Annotated in this window: 21 protein-coding genes and 1 pseudogene; 20 read left to right on the forward strand and 2 right to left on the reverse strand. The window is 46.1% G+C overall.

From position 1 onward, the window contains the following. Window positions 1–83 precede the first annotated feature (83 nt). Window positions 84–1457: a hypothetical protein gene (locus KME11_14790; GenBank protein MBW4516475.1), complete on the forward strand. Its 1374-nt coding sequence runs from the start codon at window positions 84–86 to the stop codon at window positions 1455–1457. A 41-nt stretch (window positions 1458–1498) separates the two neighbouring features. Here the strand turns inward: KME11_14790 and KME11_14795 are convergent. After that, window positions 1499–1630: pseudogene (locus KME11_14795) on the reverse strand (DUF4351 domain-containing protein). Between the two features lie 67 nt (window positions 1631–1697). Between KME11_14795 and KME11_14800 the strand changes: the two are divergent. The 4 genes from KME11_14800 (at window position 1698) to KME11_14815 (ending at window position 6939) form a co-directional block, all read left to right on the forward strand. After that, the gene (locus KME11_14800; GenBank protein MBW4516476.1) at window positions 1698–1910 is read left to right on the forward strand and encodes a type II toxin-antitoxin system VapB family antitoxin; all 213 of its coding nucleotides are present in this window, start codon (window positions 1698–1700) and stop codon (window positions 1908–1910) included. Next, window positions 1897–2295 (forward strand): PIN domain nuclease, encoded by a 399-nt coding sequence (locus KME11_14805; protein MBW4516477.1) that lies wholly within the window; start codon window positions 1897–1899, stop codon window positions 2293–2295. The genes KME11_14800 and KME11_14805 overlap by 14 nt, the downstream gene beginning before the upstream one ends. A gap of 107 nt (window positions 2296–2402) precedes the next feature. After that, window positions 2403–4910, forward strand: coding sequence for an ATP-dependent DNA helicase RecG (gene recG, locus KME11_14810; GenBank protein ID MBW4516478.1), 2508 nt, complete (start codon window positions 2403–2405; stop codon window positions 4908–4910). A gap of 136 nt (window positions 4911–5046) precedes the next feature. Then, entirely contained in the window at window positions 5047–6939 is a 1893-nt protein-coding gene (locus KME11_14815; GenBank protein MBW4516479.1) for a chloride channel protein, read from the forward strand. Here KME11_14815 and KME11_14820 read toward each other — a convergent pair. Further along, window positions 6911–7162 (reverse strand): (2Fe-2S)-binding protein, encoded by a 252-nt coding sequence (locus KME11_14820; GenBank protein ID MBW4516480.1) that lies wholly within the window; start codon window positions 7160–7162, stop codon window positions 6911–6913. The two genes, KME11_14815 and KME11_14820, sit on opposite strands and share 29 nt — an antisense overlap. Window positions 7163–7383: 221 nt before the next feature. Here KME11_14820 and KME11_14825 point away from each other — a divergent pair, with 221 nt between their 5' ends. From KME11_14825 to KME11_14895, 15 genes are all read left to right on the forward strand, one after another. Continuing rightward, complete coding sequence (locus tag KME11_14825; GenBank protein ID MBW4516481.1) at window positions 7384–7944, forward strand: TetR/AcrR family transcriptional regulator; 561 nt, start codon at window positions 7384–7386, stop codon at window positions 7942–7944. A gap of 33 nt (window positions 7945–7977) precedes the next feature. Further along, on the forward strand, window positions 7978–9141 hold the full coding sequence (locus tag KME11_14830; protein ID MBW4516482.1) for an efflux RND transporter periplasmic adaptor subunit: 1164 nt from the start codon (window positions 7978–7980) through the stop codon (window positions 9139–9141). 27 nt (window positions 9142–9168) lie between these two features. Continuing rightward, the gene (devC, locus tag KME11_14835; protein ID MBW4516483.1) at window positions 9169–10308 is read left to right on the forward strand and encodes an ABC transporter permease DevC; all 1140 of its coding nucleotides are present in this window, start codon (window positions 9169–9171) and stop codon (window positions 10306–10308) included. Continuing rightward, complete coding sequence (gene devC, locus KME11_14840) at window positions 10308–11474, forward strand: ABC transporter permease DevC (GenBank protein MBW4516484.1); 1167 nt, start codon at window positions 10308–10310, stop codon at window positions 11472–11474. The genes devC (KME11_14835) and devC (KME11_14840) overlap by 1 nt, the downstream gene beginning before the upstream one ends. After that, the gene (locus KME11_14845) at window positions 11471–12265 is read left to right on the forward strand and encodes a DevA family ABC transporter ATP-binding protein (protein ID MBW4516485.1); all 795 of its coding nucleotides are present in this window, start codon (window positions 11471–11473) and stop codon (window positions 12263–12265) included. The genes devC (KME11_14840) and KME11_14845 overlap by 4 nt, the downstream gene beginning before the upstream one ends. A gap of 259 nt (window positions 12266–12524) precedes the next feature. Beyond that, window positions 12525–13988 carry an SLBB domain-containing protein gene (locus KME11_14850; GenBank protein MBW4516486.1) on the forward strand — a complete coding sequence of 488 codons (1464 nt, stop codon included), beginning with the start codon at window positions 12525–12527 and terminating at the stop codon, window positions 13986–13988. A gap of 97 nt (window positions 13989–14085) precedes the next feature. Then, window positions 14086–16275, forward strand: a complete 2190-nt coding sequence (locus KME11_14855; GenBank protein MBW4516487.1) for a polysaccharide biosynthesis tyrosine autokinase — start codon at window positions 14086–14088, stop codon at window positions 16273–16275. Window positions 16276–16877: 602 nt separating this feature from the next. Continuing rightward, the gene (locus KME11_14860) at window positions 16878–17738 is read left to right on the forward strand and encodes a WecB/TagA/CpsF family glycosyltransferase (protein ID MBW4516488.1); all 861 of its coding nucleotides are present in this window, start codon (window positions 16878–16880) and stop codon (window positions 17736–17738) included. A gap of 75 nt (window positions 17739–17813) precedes the next feature. Continuing rightward, the gene (locus KME11_14865) at window positions 17814–18644 is read left to right on the forward strand and encodes an ABC transporter permease (protein MBW4516489.1); all 831 of its coding nucleotides are present in this window, start codon (window positions 17814–17816) and stop codon (window positions 18642–18644) included. Window positions 18645–18809: 165 nt separating this feature from the next. Then, window positions 18810–19130 (forward strand): nucleotidyltransferase domain-containing protein, encoded by a 321-nt coding sequence (locus KME11_14870; GenBank protein MBW4516490.1) that lies wholly within the window; start codon window positions 18810–18812, stop codon window positions 19128–19130. A gap of 84 nt (window positions 19131–19214) precedes the next feature. Continuing rightward, window positions 19215–20519: an ABC transporter ATP-binding protein gene (locus tag KME11_14875; GenBank protein MBW4516491.1), complete on the forward strand. Its 1305-nt coding sequence runs from the start codon at window positions 19215–19217 to the stop codon at window positions 20517–20519. A 126-nt stretch (window positions 20520–20645) separates the two neighbouring features. Continuing rightward, window positions 20646–20933 (forward strand): hypothetical protein, encoded by a 288-nt coding sequence (locus KME11_14880; GenBank protein ID MBW4516492.1) that lies wholly within the window; start codon window positions 20646–20648, stop codon window positions 20931–20933. 530 nt (window positions 20934–21463) lie between these two features. Continuing rightward, window positions 21464–22459, forward strand: a complete 996-nt coding sequence (locus KME11_14885) for a glycosyltransferase (protein ID MBW4516493.1) — start codon at window positions 21464–21466, stop codon at window positions 22457–22459. Between the two features lie 20 nt (window positions 22460–22479). Beyond that, the gene (locus tag KME11_14890; protein MBW4516494.1) at window positions 22480–23751 is read left to right on the forward strand and encodes a glycosyltransferase family 4 protein; all 1272 of its coding nucleotides are present in this window, start codon (window positions 22480–22482) and stop codon (window positions 23749–23751) included. Continuing rightward, window positions 23748–24794 (forward strand): hypothetical protein, encoded by a 1047-nt coding sequence (locus tag KME11_14895; protein MBW4516495.1) that lies wholly within the window; start codon window positions 23748–23750, stop codon window positions 24792–24794. Before KME11_14890 ends, KME11_14895 begins: the two co-directional genes overlap by 4 nt. The last annotated feature ends 1 nt before the right edge of the window (window position 24795 follow it).

The raw sequence follows: 24795 nt of genomic DNA on the forward strand, positions 1-24795 counted from the left end.
ATATAAAGGATGCAGAAAAGCTTTTGGTACAGTGTTCTGGAAAAGCAGTTAACCGTTAGGCTTTGTACCTAAAAAGGGGATGAATGATAAATTTTGATAGCAGCGATATTAGAGAAATACTGAAAAAACTTTCACCAACGACAGACTTTGACAGTTCTTTCACTTTTCACTACGACGAGACAAATAATCATAGAAAATTTTATGTAAGAGAAAACAATGTAAAGGAAATCGACTTCAATGTCTCTTTTAATTCAAATTTTATTTTGGGAGGTTTAGTTCATGAAGGCTCCAAGCCTGATATTAGACCTTTGTTCAGTAGCCTTAATCTACAAAATAATATCAGAGACGTAAAATTTAAACACATTGCAAAGGGAGACGACTTTTTTAGCTGCTTAAAATCCATAAAGTTAAATTGTTTCTTAAAGTATTTCTTGGAAAACAATTTATATGTTCACTATTCAAGTGTAAACATTCTTTACTGGTCTATTGTAGATATTATTGATTCTGCAATAGTAAGTGCAAAAGAAGAACTACAGATAGATCTAGGTCTTGCCGACTATCTGAAAAATGACTTGTATAAGCTCGCAAAACTTGAAAATGAATCCATAACTAAATTATTTTATAACTCTGGCTATCCTAATATAAAAAAGGAATTAGTTCGAGAATTTATTGAAGCATTAATTTCAATGTTTGATGGATATATAGACACAGAAGAATTTCATTTTGGATTAACTTATCTTAAACAAATACTCAAACTATCAAAGAGAAAAGATTCACTTCCATTCGTAATGGACGAGAAAGATCATGTGTTAATAGAAAATTACTCACAATTCTATCTAAGACCTGTATATATGTTTAAGAACTCAACTCATATTTTTGATAACGAAATATCTATTTCGGAAATTTTCGACGGCTATAGAATTACTGATACAAACCAGGAGGTAAAAAATTATTCTTTTGTTGATTCGCAGTATGAATTATTTATTCAAGCTTCAGATATTTTCGTTGGCTTGATTGGCAAGTTCAATAACTATATAAATGCCAGTTCAAGAGAAAAAATAATAAACGACTTTGATACTTTGACTGAGATGCAATTGAGCAACCTTAAATTTATATTCGATTTAATAGATAGGTCTAAAGACAAGAATATTGCCTTCTTTTGCCAAGTAGATAGTCACGAAGAATTGTCAAAGATGCAATTCTTAAATGAAATTAGTAATTCTAAAAAGGCTTCAAGGAGGGAACCTAAAAAGATTGAAGACCAGTCTCAATGTTCTGTATGCAAGATCACAAATGCTGAAATAGATGAAATAAGTGACTTGGATATTCATAAAGTGGTTATAAAGCTAACTTCTTCTGGTATGTGTTTAAATCACATAATAGGATATCTAGAACTGAGGAAGTTTGGTGGATTGATTGGGAAAGAATTACTGAAGTCGCTGAAAGATTGCAATTAAGAAGATTGCTGACACCTTAAGATGGCAAAGCCGATCGCCCTCTACCCATTCGCATTCAACCAATAGCTCAAATCATCCATTGAACTAAAGTTTAGGAGCGCGACCCTAACGGTGTCTGTGAAGCAGCGCGCCAGAGACGAGAGTTTGTCGGGCGAGAGGGAGGAGAGGCGATCTCTTCGAGTTACTCAAGGGGGCGTTAAGGCTAAAATATAGAGACCATGCTTTGTGTCTGGTTTCTCTATGCAAATAACTCTCAATCTTGACGAAGCTCTTCTCGACGAAGCCTTCCAGCTTACGAACCTCGCCACTCAAGAAGAACTGCTTAACTTGGCGCTGAAAGAACTGGTGCGATCGCGCCGCAAGAGGAATCTGCTTGACCTTGCAGGACAAATTCAGTTTACCGAAAACTTCGACCACAAAGACCTCCGCCAAACTCGTCATGCTGCTGATTGATACCTCTGTTTGGATCAGTGTTTTTCGAGATCGTACGGGTCAGGTTCGCCAGAAACTCGAAGCCTTGATTGGCGATCAGGAAGTTGTACTGACACGATTCACTCATCTGGAACTGCTTCAGGGAAGTTTGAATGAAAAAGAGTGGACACTTCTCTCTACCTATCTCGAAACTCAAAATTACATTGAACTGACGAATGATTCCTGGCAAGCGGCTGCACGAATTTATTATGATTTGCGGCGCAAAGGGCTAACGGTTCGCAGTCCGATTGATTGCTGCATTGCTCAAGCTGCCTTGGAGAATGATTTGCTTTTGATTCACAACGATCGTGACTTTGAAACAATTGCTCAAGTGCGGTTGCTTCAAAACTTCTGCTTTCAACCTTGAATCTTTGCTGTGGTTGCTACCCATTTCCAATTGCCCTAAACCTTTTGAACTTGCGAACGATAATATGACAGGTGGATGGCATTAAAGGGAACTCCCGAGGAGTAACGATGGATTGGCTGCGCCTCCAAAAAGCACTCGCTGTTGAAGCCGAACGAGGCTTTAATGACCTCATGGGCAACCAGTACCGTTTTAGCGAATTCCTCAGCTTTAGCCTCAACGAACCTCCGGCGGAACTATCGATCAGCGATCGCCAACGGTTTCAAGAAATAGCCACCCAGTTTGCTCAATACCCTAATCTTGACTTTGCCGATCGCCAGCACCTCGTTGCCGAATCTCGCCGAGTTCTCCACCAAGCCCGAAAAGACCTCGAAAATAAATTCCACGCAGATACTACTTCAAGTCGTTCACCTTCTGAAACATCTCCCTTCACTGCCTCTGAAAAAACCGCTGCTCCTACTAAAATTAGAGTTCCTAAAACTGCTCCCCTGGTTGAACCTGGACGCAAAGTTCCTATTACCCTTGATCAAGCCGTTACCTTCCTTCCAGGTATTGGTGCAAAAAACAGCGAAAAACTAGCCAAACTTGGGCTCTATACCGTCCGCGATATCCTTTACTATTATCCCCGCGACTACATGGACTATGCTCGCCAGGTCAGCATCCGTGACTTGGAGCCAGGAGAAACTGTAACGCTGATCGCCACTGTTAAACGCTGTAACTGTTTTAGTAGCCCGCGTAACTCTAAGCTCACCATTTTTGAACTGGTTGTGAAAGACCACAGTGGGCAGCTTAAGCTAGGGCGATTTTTCCCAGGTGCCCGTTTCCAGCACCCGGCTTGGCAGCAGCAGCAAAAACGAATGTATCCACCCGGAGCGGTCATTGCCGCTTCTGGGCTGGTAAAACGCGACAAGTATGGTGTAACGCTGGAAAATCCCCAAATTGAGGTGCTTGACCATTCCCAAGCCTCAATTGATTCAATGAAGGTGGGACGAGTCGTGCCTGTTTATCCGCTGACCGATGGTGTGAGCGCAGATGTGGTGCGAAAAGCTGTGGTGGCTGCATTGCCAGCAGTGGTACAACTCCAGGATTCTTTACCCAATGCTTTGCGTGACAAACAGGGACTGGTGCTGATTCAAGAAGCGATCGCCCACATTCATTTTCCGCCCAACAGCGAAGCCCTTACCGCCGCCCGCCGCCGCCTTGTTTTCGACGAGTTTTTCTACCTGCAACTCGGTTTACTCAAGCGCCGTATGGCACAACGTCAGCAGCAAACCAGCGCTACTCTTGCCCCGACTGGACATTTAATTGATCAGTTTCACGAAGTTCTCCCCTTCAAGTTCACAGGCGCACAGCAACGGGTGATTAACGATATTCTCAACGATTTACAGCAGCCTACGCCCATGAATCGACTCGTGCAAGGAGATGTGGGTTCGGGTAAAACCGTTGTAGGAGTTGTGGCAATTTTGGCGGCAATTCAGTCGGGCTATCAGGCGGCACTGATGGCTCCCACTGAGGTTTTGGCAGAGCAGCATTATCGCAAGCTGGTAGAGTGGTTTAATTTAATGCATCTGTCTGTAGAACTTTTGACAGGTTCGACCAAAGCTTCAAAACGAAAGAAAATTCACGCAGAATTACTCACAGGTGAATTGCCCTTGTTAGTCGGGACGCACGCATTAATTGAAGACCCCGTGAAGTTTCAAAAGCTGGGTTTAGTCGTGATTGATGAACAGCATCGGTTTGGGGTGCAACAACGGGCGCGGTTACAGCAAAAGGGCGACTTTCCCCATGTTTTAACCATGACGGCGACACCCATTCCGCGAACGTTAGCGTTAACGCTGCACGGAGACTTAGATGTCAGCCAAATTGATGAATTACCACCCGGACGACAAGCCATTAAAACAACAGTTTTGGGAGGGCGCGATCGCCCTAACACCTACGACTTAATCCGTCGCCAAGTGGCACAAGGTCGCCAAGTGTATATTGTGCTGCCCTTAGTCGAAGAATCAGAAAAACTCGACCTCAAATCTGCAACAGAAGAATACAAACATCTTCAAGAATCTGTTTTTCCGGACTTCAATGTGGGTTTACTCCATGGGCGAATGTCTTCGGCTGATAAAGAAGAAGCTATCAATCAATTTCGCCATAACCAAACCCAAATTATTGTCTCCACGACCGTGATTGAAGTGGGAGTTGATGTGCCTAACGCTACGGTAATGTTAATTGAACACGCCGAGCGATTTGGATTGTCGCAGCTTCATCAATTGCGGGGACGGGTGGGGCGTGGCGCAGATCAATCTTTTTGCTTGTTGATAAGCAGTTCTAAAAGCGAAACGGCAAAGCAACGGCTAAAGGTGTTGGAACAATCTCAAGATGGTTTTTTTATTTCGGAAATGGATATGCGGTTTCGAGGCCCCGGTGAGGTGCTGGGGACGCGGCAATCTGGATTGCCCGATTTTGCACTGGCGAGTTTGGTCGAAGATCAAGATGTGCTGGAGTTAGCGCGCGAGGCGGCTCAGAAGGTAATTGAGATTGATCCGACGATCGAACGCTGGGCGTTAATGAAGGCGGAGTTAGAGTATCGCTATCAGCGGTTGATGGGCGGCACCATCTTAATGTGATCAGGTGTGATTGGGCAAGCCAAATGCGCCAATAGGAAAAGGATTGGAGAGCTAAAAGCTCTAAATTACATCAAAATAGAAGAGAAATAAAATCGGGCTTCATGATCCTGAACTGTTTTGTGCGCGACTTTCGACCATGACACTAACCCCCAATGCCAAGGGGCTAACTCAATCTGAGCCAACTGATTCTAATTCTTCTACCTTTTCTTTAAGCCATTTCCTCATCCGTCTTCAGCCTAGCCCTGAAACCATAGTTTTGCTGTTAGCAGTGCTAGTTGGAGGCGGTGCAGGTGCGGGAGTAGTGCTGTTTCGATCGCTCATCCACGTCATTAGTACGGTCATGTTCGGTCATGTCTCCGGCTTCCTTTCTACCTGGGGACATTGGACATTAGCATTGATTCCACTGTTAGGTGGATTGGTGATAGGCGCGATGCGATGGCGCTTCAAAAATTTTGGGCCAGGGCTAACGACCTTGCTCGAAGTGGCACAGGGCGATCGCGACATTCAAATCCTCAACCCCATCACTAAAATGACCGCTGCCTCGATATCGCTGGGTAGCGGTGCTTCCCTGGGCCCCGAAGGCCCTAGCGTGGAGATTGGGGCATACTTTAGTTTGCTGTTGGGGCAATGGCTGAAGGTTTCTCAAGAACGGCAGCGATTGTTGTTGGCAGCGGGCGCTGCTGCTGGGTTGGCGGCGGGATTTAATGCCCCGATCGCAGGCGTGTTTTTTGCTTTGGAGGTAGTGTTAGGCACCACATTTGCCTCTTCAGCCGCGAGTGTGGTGCTATTGGCGGCTGTGGTTGCTGCTTGGATTGCGCAAATTGGGCTGAGTTCTCGTCCGGCTTTTGCGCTGCCTGCCTACGAGGTGCGAAGTCTGATGGAACTGCCTCTGTACGTGGGTTTGGGGCTGTTGGCGAGTGTGGTATCCTTGCTGTATAAGCGATCGCTGCGGTTCTCTCAGCAGTGTTTTCAGGGACAGGTGGCTGGGTTTCGCTGGTTAGCAAAAGTTCCGCAGGCGCTGCATCCGGTGATTGGGGGAGCTTGTTTAGGGCTGGTGTCGCTGCAACTGCCGCAAATTTTAGGAGTGGGGTACGAAACGGTTGAGTCGATGCTGCAAGACGTGCAGTTTCCGTTGCAGTTGGTGATCGCGTTGTTAGCGGTAAAACTGGTGATGACTGCCCTGAGTTTTGGCAGCGGCTTTGTGGGTGGCGTGTTTGCTCCAGCATTGTTTTTGGGCGCTTCCCTCGGATCGATCTATGCCAAGGTTTTGGCGATCGCCCTTCCTATGCTGCACAACGCCATGGCATCTCCTCCAGCATACGCAATGGTCGGCATGGCGGCTGTTTTGGCGGCGAGTGTACGCGCTCCGTTAACTGCGATTTTGTTACTGTTTGAATTGACCCACGATTACCGAATTGTTTTACCGCTGATGGCGGCTGTCGGTTTAAGCAATTGGGCGATCGAGATCTTAAGTCCTTCGGTCGTGATTGATAATACGCCAAAACTGCCGCCGTCCGAGCCGGCGCTTTTGCCTGGAACTTTGGCGTTGACAGTTTCTGAAGCCATGCATCTTTTACCGTTGCAGCTTCCTGGGACAATGCTTTTGCTAGAAGCGGGAACTCGGTTGGTGGGCGATCGCTGTCGTAGCGCTCTAATTATGGAAGACGAGCAAATTATCGGTATTCTGACCTTGCAAGACTTCCATCGGCTGCTGCTAAAAGCTAAGGTCGATCCGGGTGCAGCCGCAGATCTCCATCAGCCAGTCGAGAAATTTTGTACAACCAAAATCCTGTACGTTCATGCTGATGAGCTATTAAGTGAAGCGATCGCCCGGATGTCGGCGCGAGGATTGCAGCAGCTTCCTGTTGTCACTCGTGATCAGCCTTGCCGTTTGTTGGGGTTATTAGATTCAGAAGATATTGCCTTAGCGCAAACTCTGGCTAAAGTTCGAGAAGCGCTACCGAACGATTTAGACCTACCCTCAAACGCAGATTGCTTAACTACCAGGTCGGATCAACAAAAAGATTGATCGTCATCTCATCTAACCCTGGCGGCACCGCGCTAATACAAGCACAAATCGCTTCCCCCTCTTCCACCTCAACCTCGCAAGCATGACAAGACCCCATCAAGCACCCAGTCGGAATCATCACTCCAGCCCGATCGGCAACCTGAAGTAACCCCTCTCCCACCGTTGCTACGACAGAAACATCATTGGGTAAAAAGCGAATTTGTACTGTCTTGGCATCTGTCATAGAAAATTTTAGAAAGTTTTGACTAGGAGATTTACGGCTAAGCAAGAGTCTTTTAGAATGAACAATTTACATAAAAACCCGCAATTGTATTTTACAAACTTTGGCTATGCGTGTTATAAAACAATTGTTCGATTAAAATATCTTGTCCAACTTTTAGACTAACTTGAAAATCTTTCTTCTCTACACTGCCTTTCTCCCTACCTGTGAGCCAGCGCCAACTTATGCCCAAGATCGTTGACCATGATCTTTATCGTAAAGAGCTGCTCAGTCAGTGCTTTGATATGTTTGCTGAAAAAGGATATGCCGCTATTACCATGCGAGAAATTGCCCAGGGTTTAGGCGTTTCAACTGGCACGCTCTATCATTACTTTTCCAGTAAAGAAATGCTGTTTGAGCAATTGGTTGAAGAATGGACTCGCCAAGATTTGCTGAGAGCCGAAGCCGAACTAGAAGCGGCTCAAACCCTGGCAGAACGGATTGAAGCAGCATTTCATTTCATTGCTAAGAACGAAGATTATTTCCTTAAACAAACCCTTCTCCTAATTGACTTTCATCAACAGCAAGAGCATACCGCCAGCCACAACGAAATCCTGAAACAAGTCTGCGATCGCGCTCGCGATCGGGTAGCTGATCTATTGGGAGTGCAAGATCCCAAAATTGTTGTATTTGTACTGAGTTTGATAGATGGATTGATTCTGGGAAGGCTCTACAACGAAGAAGTTACTTCTTTTGAAGAACAAGGTGCCTTGCTTGGAAAAATGCTCACAGTCTATTTGGAATAGCATTAATCACTAACTCTCAAAGGGGCATAGGCTATGAACTTGAGTCAAAAATTTCCGTTCAGAAAGGGCTGGGTTGTGGGCATAACAGGAGGGGCGATCGCTCTGGGTCTGCTAGGTTTAGGCGTTTCTCGACTGATTGCACCAACGCCAGTAGCCGAATCTGAATCCGTCGCAACGCCGCTTCAACGAGTAGAAGTTGCGGCGTTAGGGCGATTGGAACCTCGTGGCGAAGTGATTCGAGTTAGCGGTCCCAACACAGAATTACTCAAACGTTTGAACGTTAAACAAGGCGATGCCGTTCGTGCTGGAGACGTTTTAGGCTATCTTGACAGCTACGAAGAACGCCTTGCCGAACGCGACTTTGCAGCCAGCCAGCTTGTTGAAGCCAGGCAAAGACTGGAGGCAACTACCCAGCTAGGCGAGGCACAAATTCAAGAAGCTCAAACCCGAATCCAGCAGATCCAGGCTCCCGGCGGCGCTGAAACCGAGGCACTCCGAGCCAACGTTAGACAGCTAGAGTCAGAACTTACTCTGGCAACTCAGGATTTAGCGCGGCAACAGAGCCTCCGCCAAGCCGGAGCAATTTCCCAGCAAGCGCTTGATCAACAGGTTAGTACAACTCGTCAAGCCCAAGAGAGGCTCAAGAATGCTCAAGCGCTACTTGCACAGAACGAATCAGAGCAAGCTGCTAATCTTCGGAATGCCCAAGCTCAAGCCCAGTCCCAGCAGGCAAATTTGCCTGTCGCTCAAGTAGAAACGGCTGTGCAATCGTCTCAAGAAAATCTAAATTTGGCTGAGGCTCGGTTAGAACGCACCATCATTCGTGCCCCTAGTTCTGGGCGGGTGCTGCGGGTTGTGACTCGAGCGGGAGAGGCGATCGGCACTGACGGCATTTTAGACTTAGGTGATACCAGCCAAATGTTTGTGGTTGCCGAGGTTTATGAAACCGATGTGGGTTTAGTTCGTCCCGGACAACCTGCCGTTATTTCTAGCCGCAATGGTGCATTTAACGAACCTTTAACAGGGAAAGTATCTTCGATTGGCTGGCAAATCTTTAAAAACGACGTTCTTGATGATGATCCTGCTGCTAACGCCGATTCTCGTGTGGTTGAAGTCAAAATTCAGCTTGACAACGGCAAGGCTGTAGAGGCACTGACTAACCTGCAAGTAGATGTAAAAATTGATGTTCAGCCCTAAATTACCGAGCAGATTAGGAGACGCAGCATGAGAGTTCCCCTCGCTTGGCTGAATTTGGTGCATGAGAAAAGCCGCTTGGTGGTGGCATTGGCTGGAGTGGCATTCGCCGTCTTACTAGTATTTATGAACTTAGGATTCTTAGGCGCACTGGCACAAAGCGCCTCTATGTTTTATCAGTACATGGATGCTGACGTGTTTTTAGTTTCGCCCCAAACGTTGGAAATTAGCAGCGCTAAAGCATTTCCTCGCGATCGCCTCTATCAAGCCGCTGGAATTAAAGACGTAGAGCGCGTCATGCCGTTGTATTTAGGATATTTGCAGTGGCGCAACCCCCAAACCCGCGACAGCCGAGCGGTATTTATGTTTGCCTACAATCCTCAAGATCGGGTGTTTTCGTTGCCCGAGTTGAATAGCCCCGCTACTTTGACAGCCCTCGATCGCCCCGACACTGTGCTGTTCGATCGCCTCTCTCGCCCAGAGTATGGCTCTAAAGAAATTGGCACAAAAACCGAGGTCGATCGCCGTACCGTCACCATTGGCGGACAGTATGAGCTAGGGGGAGGATTTGCCGCCGATGCCACTGTCATTAGCAGTGACCAAAACTTCCTGCGCCTTCTAAAAATTCCGTTGAACCTGGTTAACATGGGTCTGGTAAAGTTAGCGCCTGGAGCGGATGTTCAGGCGGTAGCTACTCGATTGCGCCAAGTTTTACCCAAAGATGTACTGGTTAAAACGAAGGCAGAAATCATTGAGAACGATCGCTCCTACTGGATTACTTCTACTTCCACTGGATTTATCTTTGGCATGGGTGTTGCCGTATCCTGTGTCGTTGGAGTCGTGATTGTCTATCAGATTCTTTATACCGATATTTCAGATCATATGAAGCAATACGCCACGTTAAAGGCGATGGGGTATCGCAGTGGTTATTTATTTAATGTCGTGATTCAAGAAGCCATCATTCTCTCAGTTCTAGGATACATTCCTGGTTTTTTAATCGCCGTTGGTCTTTATGCTTTCGCTGCCGATGCGACTAATAACGCTTTGCCTGTGGCAATGGATTGGCAGCGAGCGGTCATGGTTTTTATACTAACGATTACAATGTGCGTTATTTCTGCGCTTATTTCTGTTCGTAAAGTTGTAACAGCCGAGCCTGTGGAGTTGTTCTAATGAAAATGCGCACACCGTTAGCCTGGTTTAATCTCACTCATAAACGTCAGCGGTTATTGACTGCGCTGGCAGGCGTTTCTTTCGCGGTAGTGTTAATGTTCATTTTTAAGGGGTTTGAGAACGCGCTATACGATAGTCAAGTCCAGCTTCTCAAGGCGCTAAATGGCGATATTATCGTGGTAAACCGCATCAAAACCAGTATGTTTATTCCCGAAAAATTTGCTCGCCGTCGTCTTTATCAGGCTGAGGCTTTTGAGGGCGTTGACGCTGCTTATCCGCTTTACACCACCACTGCCGACTGGAAAAACCCAGATACCAAAAGTATTCGCCCATTGAGAGTCTTAGCGTTTAACTTGAGCGATCCTGTGCTGCCCCTCCCTGAAATTTTGGCAAAGCGATCGGCGTTACAAATGCCTCGCACTGCGATGGTTGATTCAAAGTCGCGCTCCGAAGTCGGTTCTTTGGCGATCGGAACAGTGACAGAAGTAGCGAAGCAAGAGGTGCGGCTAGTGGGAACTTTTCCTTTGGGCACTGACTTTACATCGGGTAACGGCAACGTTTTGATGAGCGATCAAAACTTTGTCCGCTACTTTTCAAATCTCGGTCCCGATGCGGATGAGCGAAACTTGAATACGGTTGATATTGGACTGTTGAAAGTGGCTCCTGGGGCAGATGTAGCTGTATTGGTTCAAACCTTAACGCAACGGTTGCCCATTGATATTTTGATTTATAGCAAAGAGGATTTTGTCAACAAGGAACTCACTTATTGGAAGGAAAATACGAATATTGGGTTTGTCTTTTCGCTGTTGACCGTTATGAGCTTTTTAGTCGGGGTGATTATCGTTTACCAAATTCTTTATACAGATGTTGCTGAACACTGGGCAGAATATGCAACGCTGAAGGCGATGGGTTACTCTAACTTCTTCTTACTAAAAGTTGTGATTCAGCAAGCTGTTTTTATGGGTTTATTAGGATTTTTACCCGGTTTTTTAATTAGCTTTGGACTGTACCGGGTAACGGCAGATGCAACGGGACTGTTAATGCAAATGACTCCTCCCCGTGCCTTCAACACGTTAGTTGCAACAGTAATTATGTGCCTAATTTCAGGGGCGATCGCCGTTCGTAAAGTTCAATCTACTGATCCTGCTGAGGTTTTCGGCACATGAACCATTCACTTAACGATTCATCCAATAATTTATCCAGTGATTCTCCCAACTCTTCTTTAGAAAATTCTTTAGAAAATATTGCCGTTAGCGTTCGCCATTTAGACTATTACTATGGTCAAGGCGACCTGCGCAAACAAGTTCTTTATGACATTAATTTAGAGTTACCCAAAGGGCAGATCGTCATTATGACAGGACCTTCCGGTTCGGGTAAAACGACCTTGCTGACCTTGATTGGCGCACTGCGGTTTTTGCAAGAGGGCAGCTTAAATGTGCTGGGGCAAGAGCTAGTGGGGTTGAGCAAATCGGAATTAGTAGAGGTTCGCCGCAATATTGGCTTTATCTTTCAGGGACATAATTTATTTGATTCTTTGACTGCTTCCCAAAATGTAGAAATGGCAGTCGAAGTTCTTAAAGATTGGGGGAACAAGCGTCAACGCGCCACAGAAATGCTCTCTCAGGTTGGGTTGGCTGAACGGGTAGACTACAAGCCCAAAGCGCTGTCGGGGGGGCAGAAACAACGGGTAGCGATCGCCCGTGCCTTGGTCAACCAGCCTTCGCTAATTCTGGCAGACGAACCGACCGCTGCTCTTGATAAACAATCTGGGCGCGATGTCGTGACGCTGATGCAAACCCTGGCAAAAGATCAGGGCTGCACGATTCTCATGGTGACTCACGATAACCGGATTTTAGATGTTGCCGATCGCATTGTGAACCTGGTGGATGGACATTTAGAATCTGACCAAAACTTTACAACCTTTAACCAAACCCACGATCCTAAAGCACTGGTTTAAGTAAAGTAAATTTTCTTAATCCTCCTAGCTCACTCCTACACACTAGACAAAGAGATGTGAGGTAGCCATATTTAGAGGTAGCCATATTTATACGAAAGAGTTACTGACGCGAAATTCACTAATTCTTCCCACGAACTTTATAGGAAATATTTATTTTTGTACTGATAAGATGCCTACACCCTTGAAGAGGTATTCACAAACAAAGGGCAATAATGAGCTCTTCTAGTTGCAAAGATTACCAGGGAGCACGCCGCAGCTTATGATTTTTCAGCGCTTTTGGATATCCCCACGGGCACCGTTTTCCTCAGTACACTTCGCTCTACAGCCTGCTTTGTTAGTGACCTTGCTAACCTGGGCTCACCCCGCGATCGCCACTGCTCTACCCCCAGACCAGCCTCTCCTAATTGCTGCTGTGACTCAGGGCGAGCCCTACACCCTAGGAGCAGGCGATCGCGTTCGGATTGATATTTTCCGCGCCCCTCAGTACAGCGGCGAAACCCAAGTTTTGGCAGATGGTACTCTCAACTTGCCCTTGGCTGGCAACATTTCTGTCGATGGCATGACCGTTGATCAAGCCACAGCGGCGATCGCGGCAGGGTACAGCCAATTTTTGCGCCGTCCCCTCATTACTCTCAGCTTGCTGAGTCGTCGTCCCCTCGAAATTGGTGTGGCGGGCGAAGTCAGCCGACCCGGAGCCTACAGCGTTAACGTCGAAGGCGGAGAATTCCCTACCATTAATCAACTTCTCCAAACAGCCGGCGGCACCACCCTAAGCGCCAACGTGCGCCAAGTCGAAATCCGTCGTCCGCGGCGCGATGGGACAGAACAGATCATTAATGTTGACTTGATGCAGCTTTTGCAAACAGGAGATTTAAAATACGACCTTGCCCTAAAAGATGGCGACACTATTTTTGTCCCCGCCACCGAAACTCTCAATGTTGCTGAATCGGGGTTGCTATCCGATGCCAGCTTTGCTGCTAATAATTCTGAGCCTATTAATATCTCCGTTGCTGGCGAGGTCTTTCGTCCGGGGCCTTACACCGTGACGGGTTCTGCCCGGACTGGAGAAGCGGGAGTTCCGGGGAGTGGTGGCGGCGGCGGTTTGCCTACCGTGACCCGTGCCATTCAAGTGGCAGGCGGCATTAAGCCAACGGCAAATATTCGGGAAATTCTGATTCGTAGACCCACGCGATCGGGCACTCCTCAAGAGTTTAAGGTTAATCTTTGGGATCTTTTGAAATCGGGTGATGCAAATCAAGACCCAATTTTGCAAGAAGGCGATTCTATTGTTGTGACCCAGGTCGCCGCCCTTGATCCGGCTGAGGCATCGGCATTGGCAAGCACCAGTTTCTCTCCCGACTCCATCAAAATCAACGTGGTAGGCGAAGTGTCGCAGCCTGGCACCTTCGAGCTACCGCCCAATACACCGCTTAACCAGGCAATTTTGGCGGCGGGTGGATTTAACAATCGAGCACGACGCGCATCTGTCAATTTGGTGCGGCTGAATGAAGATGGTTCGGTGTCCCGAGAAGAAATTCCGGTTGATTTTACCCAAGGCATTGCCGATGGTAAAAATCCGTCGCTGCGTAATAACGATGTTGTTGTTGTCGGGCGATCGGGCTTAGCCGCTACTTCCGATACGTTGGGACAAGTCTTAGCCCCCTTAGGAAGCGTCTTTTCAATTTTTCAATTTCCGTTTAACTTCTTCCGCATTTTCCAGTGAGCCGCTGGACTAGCCTTTCAAAGATAGATCTGTTTGAAAAACAGGACTGTTGTAAGAGACAGCGCTGTTTGAAAGATAAAAGTAAGCAGGGTTAAAGATGAAAACAACATCCTATAGTCAACCAATGGGTTTGATGAATGGCGGCATCCCACCGCAAGCCGACGAGAGCGGATTAGACCTGGGTCAGGTTCTGGGCGCACTGCGACGACGGGCAATTTTAGTAATAGGCATTACAGCAGCGGTCATGGTAGCGGCAGGATTAAAGGGGTCTTTAGATGTCCCTAGCTATCAGGCACAGTTTGAGCTATTAATTCAACCCAATACCGCAGAATCGGATGTGATTTCTTCGTTGCCGGAAGCATTGACAGGGCGCCAATCTCAGGCTCAAGGGGTAACTCCAGATTTACTAAAAATCTTAGGTAGCCCGAAGATATTGCTGCCCGTGGTCAAACGATTTAAGATGCAATATCCTGACGCTTGTGAACAGTTTGGGGCTTCCACTTCATCAATACCCCTCGGTGAAAGCCCAAACGATAGTTGCTATAAATTTATTACTAGCAACCTTCGCGTGGAGGTAGTCGGGAAGGATTCCAACATTATTCAGGTCACGTATCAAGGATTAAAACCACAGCAGGTTAAATCTTTACTCGATCTCACTGCCAAAGCCTATCTAGACTACAGCCTTCAGTCGCGGCAGCTAGCGATTCGCAAGGGCATTGAGTTTGTGGAGGGCAAGCTGCCTGATTTACAGCAGCAGGTGCAATCGTTGCAAGGAGAACTCCAAGCGCTTCGGCAGGGTAACGATATTATTGATCCTGAAGCCAAAGGGTCGCAGCTTTCGGGGCAGGTCGGAGATTTTAAGCAGCAACAGCTTGAAACGCAGGTACAGCTTGAACAAGCGGCGGCGTTATCAGGTGATTTGCAGGGACAATTGGCGGGGCGATCGCCTGAAGTTGCAGCGTCTTCGGCATTAAGCGAGAATCCCCGCTATCAATCGTTACTCAACCGCATGATTGAATTAGATGGCAAGATTGCTGAAGCTACTACGGTTTACACCGAAGAAACCCCTGACCTGCAAGTGCTACGGGAAGAACGTAACAATTTAGTATCGTTGCTAGAGCGGGAAAGCCAGCAGGTACAACGCGAAGTGGCAGGAAAAATTCGAGAGTTACAGGTGCGCGATCGCTCTTTAACCGCCAAGCTAGGGTCTCTAAACTCTGAAGTTAGGCAATTGGCAGGCGTTTCCCGTTCTTTCACCGATGTCCAACGAGAGTTGCAAATTGCGACTGAGGCATTGAACCAGCTTTTAGCTAAACGCCAAGCCCAAGAAATTGATATTGCCCAACGCGAAATCCCTTGGGAATTAATTACCCCTACCACTTCGCCCCAACCTTTCGACAGCAGCATGGCTCGGAATCTTGCCCTGGGCGCTATCTTAGGATTGTTGCTGGGGACTGGAGCCGCGCTTGCTATGAACCGATTAGCAGATGTGATTTACACCCCTGAAGAACTCAAGCGCTTAATTAAACTGCCGTTGCTAGGCATCATTCCTTACAATGATACGTTGAGTCATGCTGCGCCGATTATCAACTTAGCGCCCGTGCTCCAGACTGTAGGAGCAAGCACTTTGCGTGAGTTTAATGGGGGTAAACATAACGGTAAAGTTCGCCGTCACTACTACGAAGCCGATCCCTTTGCCGAATCTTTCCGATCGCTCTATGCCAATATTCGGCTACTCAATACTGACGTACCTGTTCAGTCCTTAGTCATTAGTTCTGCCATGCCGGGAGAGGGTAAATCGACGATTTCGGTCTATCTGGCACAGGCGGCAGCGGCAATGGGTCAGCGAGTATTGCTAGTGGATACGGATTTACGCTGCCCCAGGGTGCATGAATATGTCGGATTACCTAACAAGGGCGGATTAATTGATGTGTTGGCAGGACAGATGGACTTAAAAGGAGCCATTCAGCGATCGCTTGTGGAACCTAATCTGTTTGTCTTGACGGCTGGAGCAGTCCCCCCTGACCCCACCCGACTTCTGTCCTCCCAGCGAATGCACCATCTTATGATGCAGGTTAACAATAACTTTGACCTGGTGATTTATGATGCGCCGCCGCTCTTAGGTTTTGCCGATGCTCACCTCATGGCTACCCATACCCATGGCGTGATGTTGGTATCACAATTGGGAAGGCTGAAGCGATCGCTAGCAGAACAAGCCTTAGAACAGCTTCGGGTATCGAGTATCCCTGTTTTGGGTATGGTCATTCAAAGCCATGAGGTCAGCTAAAAAGAACGAAGAATTTATTTCCATGCTAACTGCTCATAAAGTTAGACTCATTAACACGTCTTGCGTATACATACTTAGTTTTTCCGTAGAAAAACGTCCTGACTCAGTATCACCTCTTGCATCCTTTACATTTCTGTGTCAGGGTAGAGCTTAAGAGCATTTACACGCAATGACGTACTAACTCGCTCGCATCTATCCGTCAGCATCTATCAGCATCTATCAGCGCAAAGCTACAGACCAGAACGATTTACAGCATCTCTCGCATCTACTGGAAAGATTGATTTTATCTAGCTAAACCCGTTCATTCTGATTTGGAATCTTCTAGATAATCTTAAGTCTTTTCTTCCACCGTATTTTTTGTCTCATTGAATTTACTGATAGGGCGATCGGGAAGACGTATCAGGCGCTTCATCCCTACGATCGCACTTCGGTCTGTCGCATTTCGGTTTGTGGTTGCGCTTTAAAAGTGCTTTTAGCACAGAGTCATCAGGTCAGTGCAATACCAAAGGGCAATCACCCAGCCAGGGTCGCGTAATGTTCGTTGAACCCGGTTAGGTACTTCCCCCTTTGTCAACCAGAAGTACAAGTGTAAGAGAAGCATCATGACTCTAGAGCTATTGCCCCCCAAACAGAGTGTGATTGGATTTCCAGTGACTGCCGTGCCCTTCGATTATCAAATTGAATTGATATTAAAATGGGCTAAGCGCCGACTCAGTAAAGTCGTCTGTGTTGCTAATGTGCATATGTTGATGGAAGCCCATCGCAATCCTCAATTTGCAGCAGTGTTATCCAACGCCGATTTAGTTACCCCCGATGGAATGCCCCTGGTCTGGCTAATGAATCTATTAGGCGTTTGGCGACAAAATCGGGTAGCAGGGATGGATATCTTGCTAGCCCTATGCCACCAAGTTTCAGTCAAAAAAATTAGTGTGTTCTTTGTGGGTTCTGAACGAGAAACGTTAGATCGAATGAGAGTTCGATTGCAGCAAGAATTCCCTCAGCTACAAATTGCAGGGATGGAACCCTTACCCTTTCGTCCTTTGAACTCTGAGGAAGATGCCGATATTATTGAGAAAATTAATAGCAGTGAGGCAGGTATTGTTTTTGTTTCATTAGGATGCCCCAAACAAGAAATTTGGATGAGCGAGCATCAAGGCAAGATTAATACGGTAATGCTAGGCTTAGGAGGCGTGTTTCCAGTCTATGCAGGACTTCATAAGTGGGCACCCCTTTGGGTGCGCAAGCTGGGGCTAGAGTGGCTCTATCGTTTAGTGCAAGAACCTCGCCGGCTATGGAAACGCTATTATCAAACCATTCCCCCCTTTCTTTACCTGGCGCTGAAGCAACTAGTAACCGTGCGCCCTTGCAGTCTGGGTAAAGATCCCTTTAAAGAGACTACCAAAACCTCAAAAATAAAGTCCTCTGTGCCCCAAAATCCAGCGATTAGCAATCATCAAAGCTAGCAGAACTTCCTGATGAGCCGTTCAGGAAACCGCAAAAGATAGAGTAACCCAATGCAAAATTTCTAACCGAGACCTATGGGAACAACTGACGAACTGATTATTGAAGCGGGGCGCACTGAATCCCAGTATTGGAGAGATCTTTGGAAGTATCGAGAGTTATTCTATTTCTTGGCATGGCGCGATATTTTGGTGCGCTATAAGCAAACAGTCATTGGCATTGCTTGGGCATTAATTCGCCCATTTTTGACAATGGTGGTGTTTACAGTAGTGTTTGGCAATTTGGCAAAACTCCCTTCTCCTCCAGGTGTGCCCTATCAGATTCTGGTGTTCGCAGGAATGTTGCCCTGGCAGTTCTTTTCGGGTGCGCTTTCAGAGTGTAGTAATAGTTTAATTAGCAATGCTAACCTGTTGTCTAAAGTATATTTTCCTCGGTTAATTGTGCCTACGAGTGCCGTGATCGTTAGCTTTGTTGATTTTATGATCTCGGGCATTATTTTGCTGGGCTTGATGGCTTGGTGTAATTTTGTGCCAGACTGGCGAATTTTAACGCTGCCTATTTTTGTGGCGATCGCTTTTGCTGCCTCTATGGGCGTAGGGTTGTGGTTAGCAGCCCTCAACGTTCAATACCGCGATTTTCGCTACGTCGTTCCCTTTCTCGTCCAGTTTGGTCTGTACATTTCCCCAGTAGGCTTTAGTACCAACGTGGTGCCTCAGCAGTGGCAATTGCTTTATTCACTTAACCCAATGGTCGGTGTCATCGACGGCTTCCGCTGGGCAATTCTGCGCGGGCAATCAGAGATTTATCTACCCGGATTTGCCCTTTCGATTGGGCTGGTGTTCTTTTTACTGGCAACGGGTATTTGGTATTTCCGCAAGGTTGAGCGCACGTTTGCTGATGTGATTTGACTGGTATTCAGGTCTCTTGGAGATATCCTTTGTTCTATGTTTTTCCTGACTAAGCTAACTGGTACGTGTATAGGTTAATTAAGAACCGAATACCCTGTTGTTGAGAGTCAGACTTCAGACGAGAACAAAACTAATTGTTGTCATTTAAGTGATGAACTAGGGATTATGCAGCTACTGTCGTCTGAAGTATTGAATGAAATTGTATCGCGGTTAGTCAAACGGCTACAGCCAGAGAAAATTATTCCCTTTGGTTCACACGCCTATGGGGGGCCAACAGTGGACAGTGATATCGATCTGCTGATCATTCTTTCAGACTCGGATCAGCCCCATCATCGCCGCGCAAGTCATGCCTATGAGTTTTTGTGGGGGTTGACTGCTCCAACAGAGTTACTGGTACTCACTCATCAAGAGGTAGAGAAAAGAGTAACGGTGAAGAACTCCCTTGTGAACGAAGCCGTGAACCGGGGAAGGGTTCTCTATGAATGAGACAGAGTTTGCTCTTAAATTAGCAGAATCATTTACCAGTTTTGTATTGTCCGTTTTGCCCGATGAGTTAGGAATGTAGGACTTATGTCTAACCCGATTATTCGCGTTGAAAATCTCAGCAAGAAGTACACTGTTAGCCATCAGCAGGAGGGCTACACTACCTTTCGGGATGCCATGACCAATGGAGCGCGATCGCTGGGTCAAGCGCTATTTAATCGCAAGAATGTCAAACCCCGCAGCTCTAGCAACGAAGATTTTTGGGCGCTGAAAGATGTCAACTTTGAGATTCAGCAGGGCGATCGCGTGGGCATTATTGGGCGCAATGGAGCAGGAAAATCAACGCTGCTAAAAATCTTGAGCCGGATTACAGAACCGACCCATGGCTCAATTCGCATCAAAGGAAGAGTCGCAAGTTTACTGGAAGTGGGAACGGGTTTTCACCCAGAATTAACTGGGCGGGAGAACGTTTTTCTCAACGGTGCAATTCTAGGAATGGAAAAAACAGAGATCAAACGAAAATTTGATGAAATTGTTGCTTTTGCTGAGATTGAAAGGTTTTTAGATACACCTGTAAAACGATACTCCTCTGGGATGTATGTCCGCTTAGCCTTTGCAGTAGCTGCTCACCTAGAACCAGAAGTCTTAATCGTGGATGAAGTTCTAGCAGTTGGGGATAGCGCTTTTCAAAAGAAATGCTTAGGAAAAATGGAGACGGTTGCGAACGAGGGGCGTACCGTAATATTTGTCAGTCATAGTATGGAAACGGTAACTCGGCTGTGCAACACTGCAATTCTGTTAGAGAATGGTTCAGTGAAGTCTAGTGGAAGAACAGAACAAGTCGTTCACGCTTATCTTAAATCTGACTTTGGTACCACTGCCCGACGAAGCTGGAGACATTTAGACAAAGCTCCTGGAAACAATATCGCTCGTCTTGTAGAAGTGAATGTCCACAATGAGGATGGAAAGATTATGGATAATTTTGATATCACAAAGCCTGTTGGAATCACAATGGTATATGAAGTACTCAAGAGTGATGCAGTCTTTACACACTCGATTAATTTATTTAATGAGAATGGTGTTCATATTTTGAGTTCCCATGACATCACGTCAGAGATGCGAAAGAAGCCTCGTGCTAAGGGTTACTATAGCTCAACGATGTGGGTTCCTGGCAACTTTCTGTCAGAAGGAATGGTAGCCGTAAGTGTTGCAATTATTGAGCAAGATCCTTTCGTCATCTACTTTCATGAACTAGATGCTGTTGCATTTAATGTCACTGATTCAATTAATGGACTTTCTGCAAGAGGGAACTATGTCCAGCATTTTCCAGGTGTGGTCAGACCTATTTTGAACTGGGAAACAAGCAGAATCGCTCAAAATGTAATGGGATAGTTATTCTAATCCTAAGTGGTTAAGATCTTCCGACGGATTATTTAAGCTCTTATTCATAGGATGGAAGACGTACAACATTTAGATCGTTTCTAAACCTAAAAAAACATAGTCAGGATTAGAGAATCTATGAAACTCTTTCATATTTGCACGATCGCCAATAAACTTGACCAGTACAAACAGATGAAAGCGTCTTTTATCGAGAGTGGATTCGATGAAAAACGATGTCGATATTCATTGTTTGATAATTCCAACGGCAATATTTATGATTCCTATGAAACCCTGAGACACATTCATCTCACTACTCCTGAGCCTTACATAATTTTTTGCCATCAAGACCTGCTACTTGACCAAGGGCATGGGTTCGATCAACTGAGCAGGGTTTTGAATGATTTAGAAAATCAAGATCCTCAATGAGCAATTGCTGGGAACGCGGGTTTCAACACACACCACCAGCTTGTCGCTAAGATCAGCGATCCAAGTACGCAAAATTGGACAGGGGATTTCCAACAGAAGATTTATTCATTAGACGAGAACTTTTTTATCATTAAATCATCTGCAAAAAACATTTGTTCTCAAGATCTTAAGGGGTTTCATTTTTATGCAACTAATCTGTGCCTAAATGCGATTCTTCGAGGATATTCATGTTACGTCATCGATTTTCATTTAACTCATTTGAGTTCAGGAAACTTTGACCAGGCTTTTTATCAAGCAAAGGAAAGGTTCTACCAAGTCTGGTGTCAAAAATTCTACTTCTGCTATTTTCAAACAACTTGTACCGAAATTATGATCTTGAGCCGATATAGAGTTTTACGTTATTTAGGAAGCCGCAATCGCGTAAAAAAGCTATTGCTAACCTATGAATTTTTGAATTGGCTGACCACACCCTATCAATGGAAGTTGAATAAGTCAGTTAATACTCTTTTTATGGAGAACTGAATACAGACATGGAAAGCTCAACGCTGCCTTATTGTCCTTTAATAGATCCTGTTCCTGACGATCGGGTTCGCCCGTTCTGGTCAGTGATGGTACCGACCTACAACGGGACTGCCTATCTAGAACAAACTCTCCGCAGCGTTCTCGAACAAGATCCGGGCGCAGCAGTCATGCATATTGAAGTCATTGATGATTGCTCGACTGAAGATGATCCAGAGCCTTTAGTTCAACTCCTGGGGAACGGTAGAATTACCTTTCATCGTCAGCTTCAAAACCAAGGACAAATCAAGACTTGGAATAACTGTATTCAACGTGCTACAGGCAAATGGATTCATATCTTGCACCAAGATGATTTTGTTTTACCTGGTTTTTATCAATCCTTACAAGTCGGGTTAAGCCAAGACTCCACAGTCGGGGCTGCCTTCTGTCGGCATCGTTACATCAACGAACAGGATCAAACCTTATTCACATCGCTTTTAGAGCGAGAATCATCCGGAATCCTGGCAGACTGGCTCAAGCAAATTGCTACCATGCAGCGCATCCAGTTTCCCTCTATTGTGGTCAAACGTGAAATCTATGAACAAATCGGTGGATTCTGCCCCCAAGCTCGCTCCGCCGCTGATTGGGAAATGTGGACGCGAATCGCTGCTTATTTCTCAATCTGGTACGAGCCTCAGACTCTAGCCTGTTTCCGACTTCATTCCTCATCCGAATCATCTCGTTTAATCAAAACGGGCAGAAACATTGCAGATACTCGTTGTGCAATCGAAATTGCTCACTCATATTTGCCCAGAGAAACTGCCTACATGCTAACCTCCAAGGCAAAAGAATATTACGCCATTGATGCGTTCAATCGAGCCAACAAACTGAGAGCTATAGGGGATTTGAGGGCGGCGATCGCTCAACTTCAAGAAGGTCTAAAATGCCAAATCTCACCCAAAACCCTGAAGCACTTGGCGCACTTAACTAAGCAAAACGTGAGCCGTTTCTTAAGCAGTCAGACTTAATCTCTTCAGCCTCTCTACCCATGCCCCAAAAAGTCCTATTCTTCTTTCCTCACAATCCCTGCCCACCCCGATCAGGGGCTCATAAGCGCTGCTTAGAAATTTTAAGTGGTTTGAAAGACCTAGGCTGTGCGATTACGCTAGTCAGTTCTACGCTGTGTTCTGAGACTCCTTGGGAAGCAGACAGCATCCAGGCGCTTAAAGCCAGGGGAGTCAAGGATGTTCTTGTCTATCAAGCGACTCGCTGGGATTATCGGTTTGCCCGAATATACCGAAAGTTTTATCAAGTGTGTCGGTGGCAACCCCCCATCGACTCCCTTGCCCAAACCCCCCCAGGGATGCGTCGATGGTTTCAATCAGTCCTTCGACGCAACCCGCCTGACCTAATTTTTATGAATTATGCCTTCTGGGATGGATTGCTCAACCATCGCCAGTTGCAATCTATTCCGCGCATTAGTGACACCCATGATCTATTTACGCTCAATCATCAAATGAGAGAGGCATTACAGCCTTATTTTCGGCACCTACCCCTCAGTTCTGCTCAAGTTGACGACACTGTTTTGAAAGAAGACTTTTTTGAGCGACAGCAGCTTTCTCCCAAAGCAGAAGAGTTCTATATCTACGATCGCTACACTCACATCATTACCATTTCTAAAAGCGAAACCGAAGTCCTCCAGCAGCAGACTCATAACCCGCAGGTACATTGGGTACCCATGACGCAGACGGTTCCTCACTTAGACAATCAATACAGCGGTACAGTCGTATTTCCAACAGGCCCTAACCCTTTCAACTTACAGGGCTATTTCTACTTTGTTAAAAAAGTTTTGCCTCAAATATTAGCGCACGTTCCCGACTTTACGCTGCAAGTAACAGGTGCCTGCTGTCAAGACATTTGTGCAGAATCAGGGGTTCTCTTATCTGGGTTTGTGCCTAGCCTTAAGCCAATTTATCAACAGGCTCGGTTCATGATTTGTCCGGTATTTGGTGGCACAGGTCAGCCCGTTAAAATTATCGAGGCAATGGCACACGGAGTTCCGGTGCTTGCCCTAAACTGTGCGACAAAAGCATTCCCTATCCATCATCAATTCAACGGACTCATTGCTGAAAATGCAGAAGAGTTTTCTGATTATGCCATTCAGCTTTGGAACAATCCTGCCTGGTGTCGGCAGTTGGGGGCAGAGGCTAAGAAAACCATTCAAACAGAGTTCTCTAGAGATTTATTATTAGAAAAATTGGCTCCTATTGTTGGCTTGAAGCGAGAACCGCTAGCTGCTCACAGTGGAGCAAAACCATGAGATCTGTAATTGTTGCTTGGTGCAAGTCGAATGCACAGAAATTTGAGCAAGCTGTTCCTCTCCACTTTGTGGGCAAAAGAAATCAGCGTCTCAACTTTAGTTCAAAACTAGATGTTCTCTTCCTTGAAGGGTTCGAGCGGCTGGATGAGCGCTACAAGGATAATTTAATTGAATCGGGCTATATCCTGCACAATGCAAATTCAATTTATGTCGAGTTGGAGCGATCGTTCCAAGCGCTTGACCAATTTGGAGATTATGAGAAGAAATGCTTTTTAAGATGGCTGGTCATTGCTCGATACTTTGCTAAGGAAAAAATAATTCATTACGACGGTGATATTGTCTTTAATGAGTCACCCGATCAACTAGCAAAAAAATTCAGTGGCAAGACTTTTATTTTGCAGGGTTGTCCGGCACTTACCGTCGTGAATCAGCCGGATTGGTTTGACCAATATTACCATCATCTAACGCTGTTTGCTAACAATGTTGCGACGTACTCCGCTCAGGCTTGGGACAGACGAATTAACGCGGCAGATGCCCATACTCGCTGGCTAGGCTACCGCGATCGCCCACTAATTTCTAGTGATCAAGACTTGTTTCGGCACCTGCTTTATACCCAAGAAATTTATCAAGATGATCTCTCGCAAATTTTGCAAGGTTTAGAAAATTACATTCTGTTTGAGAACCCACTTTATCTCGATGCCTATCATCCGCAAAGCCTCCCGTTTCAGTATGAGCGACGACAAGGAATTGATTTTTTGGGGAGTCAGCAAGTCATGCTGTGGCATATGCAAAGTACATTTAGTGCCTACCTCTGTGATTTTATCTTTAGAAAACAATACCTTCCCTGGAAATTCGGTCAACTTCCACAAAAAGGAGTCGAAGCAAAATTAAGAGAATCGGGGCAAAAGTATTTGCGCCTCAAGCCCCTATCCCGCCTAGACGTTTACCAATATTTCTTTGACCAGTCTGACTTTCAAGAATTGTTCACTGAACACTGCTGGTGGAGACGCAGCGTCTTTAAAGAACCAGTTCAACAACCTTAGG

Source organism: Timaviella obliquedivisa GSE-PSE-MK23-08B (assembly GCA_019358855.1).
GTDB lineage: Bacteria > Cyanobacteriota > Cyanobacteriia > Elainellales > Elainellaceae > Timaviella > Timaviella obliquedivisa.

What these genes read in the sequence shown, in the direction of transcription:
- KME11_14880 (MBW4516492.1), top strand. Translation starts at nt 20,646, where the DNA reads ATGAAACTCTTTCATATTTGCACGATCGCCAATAAACTTGACCAGTAC.
- KME11_14805 (MBW4516477.1), top strand. Translation starts at nt 1,897, where the DNA reads ATGCTGCTGATTGATACCTCTGTTTGGATCAGTGTTTTTCGAGATCGT.
- KME11_14885 (MBW4516493.1), top strand. Translation starts at nt 21,464, where the DNA reads ATGGAAAGCTCAACGCTGCCTTATTGTCCTTTAATAGATCCTGTTCCT.
- KME11_14865 (MBW4516489.1), top strand. Translation starts at nt 17,814, where the DNA reads ATGGGAACAACTGACGAACTGATTATTGAAGCGGGGCGCACTGAATCC.
- KME11_14860 (MBW4516488.1), top strand. Translation starts at nt 16,878, where the DNA reads ATGACTCTAGAGCTATTGCCCCCCAAACAGAGTGTGATTGGATTTCCA.
- KME11_14855 (MBW4516487.1), top strand. Translation starts at nt 14,086, where the DNA reads ATGAAAACAACATCCTATAGTCAACCAATGGGTTTGATGAATGGCGGC.
- KME11_14870 (MBW4516490.1), top strand. Translation starts at nt 18,810, where the DNA reads ATGCAGCTACTGTCGTCTGAAGTATTGAATGAAATTGTATCGCGGTTA.
- KME11_14790 (MBW4516475.1), top strand. Translation starts at nt 84, where the DNA reads ATGATAAATTTTGATAGCAGCGATATTAGAGAAATACTGAAAAAACTT.
- KME11_14815 (MBW4516479.1), top strand. Translation starts at nt 5,047, where the DNA reads ATGACACTAACCCCCAATGCCAAGGGGCTAACTCAATCTGAGCCAACT.
- KME11_14830 (MBW4516482.1), top strand. Translation starts at nt 7,978, where the DNA reads ATGAACTTGAGTCAAAAATTTCCGTTCAGAAAGGGCTGGGTTGTGGGC.
- KME11_14845 (MBW4516485.1), top strand. Translation starts at nt 11,471, where the DNA reads ATGAACCATTCACTTAACGATTCATCCAATAATTTATCCAGTGATTCT.
- KME11_14825 (MBW4516481.1), top strand. Translation starts at nt 7,384, where the DNA reads ATGCCCAAGATCGTTGACCATGATCTTTATCGTAAAGAGCTGCTCAGT.
- KME11_14850 (MBW4516486.1), top strand. Translation starts at nt 12,525, where the DNA reads ATGATTTTTCAGCGCTTTTGGATATCCCCACGGGCACCGTTTTCCTCA.
- KME11_14875 (MBW4516491.1), top strand. Translation starts at nt 19,215, where the DNA reads ATGTCTAACCCGATTATTCGCGTTGAAAATCTCAGCAAGAAGTACACT.
- recG (MBW4516478.1), top strand. Translation starts at nt 2,403, where the DNA reads ATGGATTGGCTGCGCCTCCAAAAAGCACTCGCTGTTGAAGCCGAACGA.
- devC (MBW4516483.1), top strand. Translation starts at nt 9,169, where the DNA reads ATGAGAGTTCCCCTCGCTTGGCTGAATTTGGTGCATGAGAAAAGCCGC.
- devC (MBW4516484.1), top strand. Translation starts at nt 10,308, where the DNA reads ATGAAAATGCGCACACCGTTAGCCTGGTTTAATCTCACTCATAAACGT.
- KME11_14890 (MBW4516494.1), top strand. Translation starts at nt 22,480, where the DNA reads ATGCCCCAAAAAGTCCTATTCTTCTTTCCTCACAATCCCTGCCCACCC.
- KME11_14820 (MBW4516480.1), bottom strand. Translation starts at nt 7,162, where the DNA reads ATGACAGATGCCAAGACAGTACAAATTCGCTTTTTACCCAATGATGTT.
- KME11_14800 (MBW4516476.1), top strand. Translation starts at nt 1,698, where the DNA reads ATGCAAATAACTCTCAATCTTGACGAAGCTCTTCTCGACGAAGCCTTC.
- KME11_14895 (MBW4516495.1), top strand. Translation starts at nt 23,748, where the DNA reads ATGAGATCTGTAATTGTTGCTTGGTGCAAGTCGAATGCACAGAAATTT.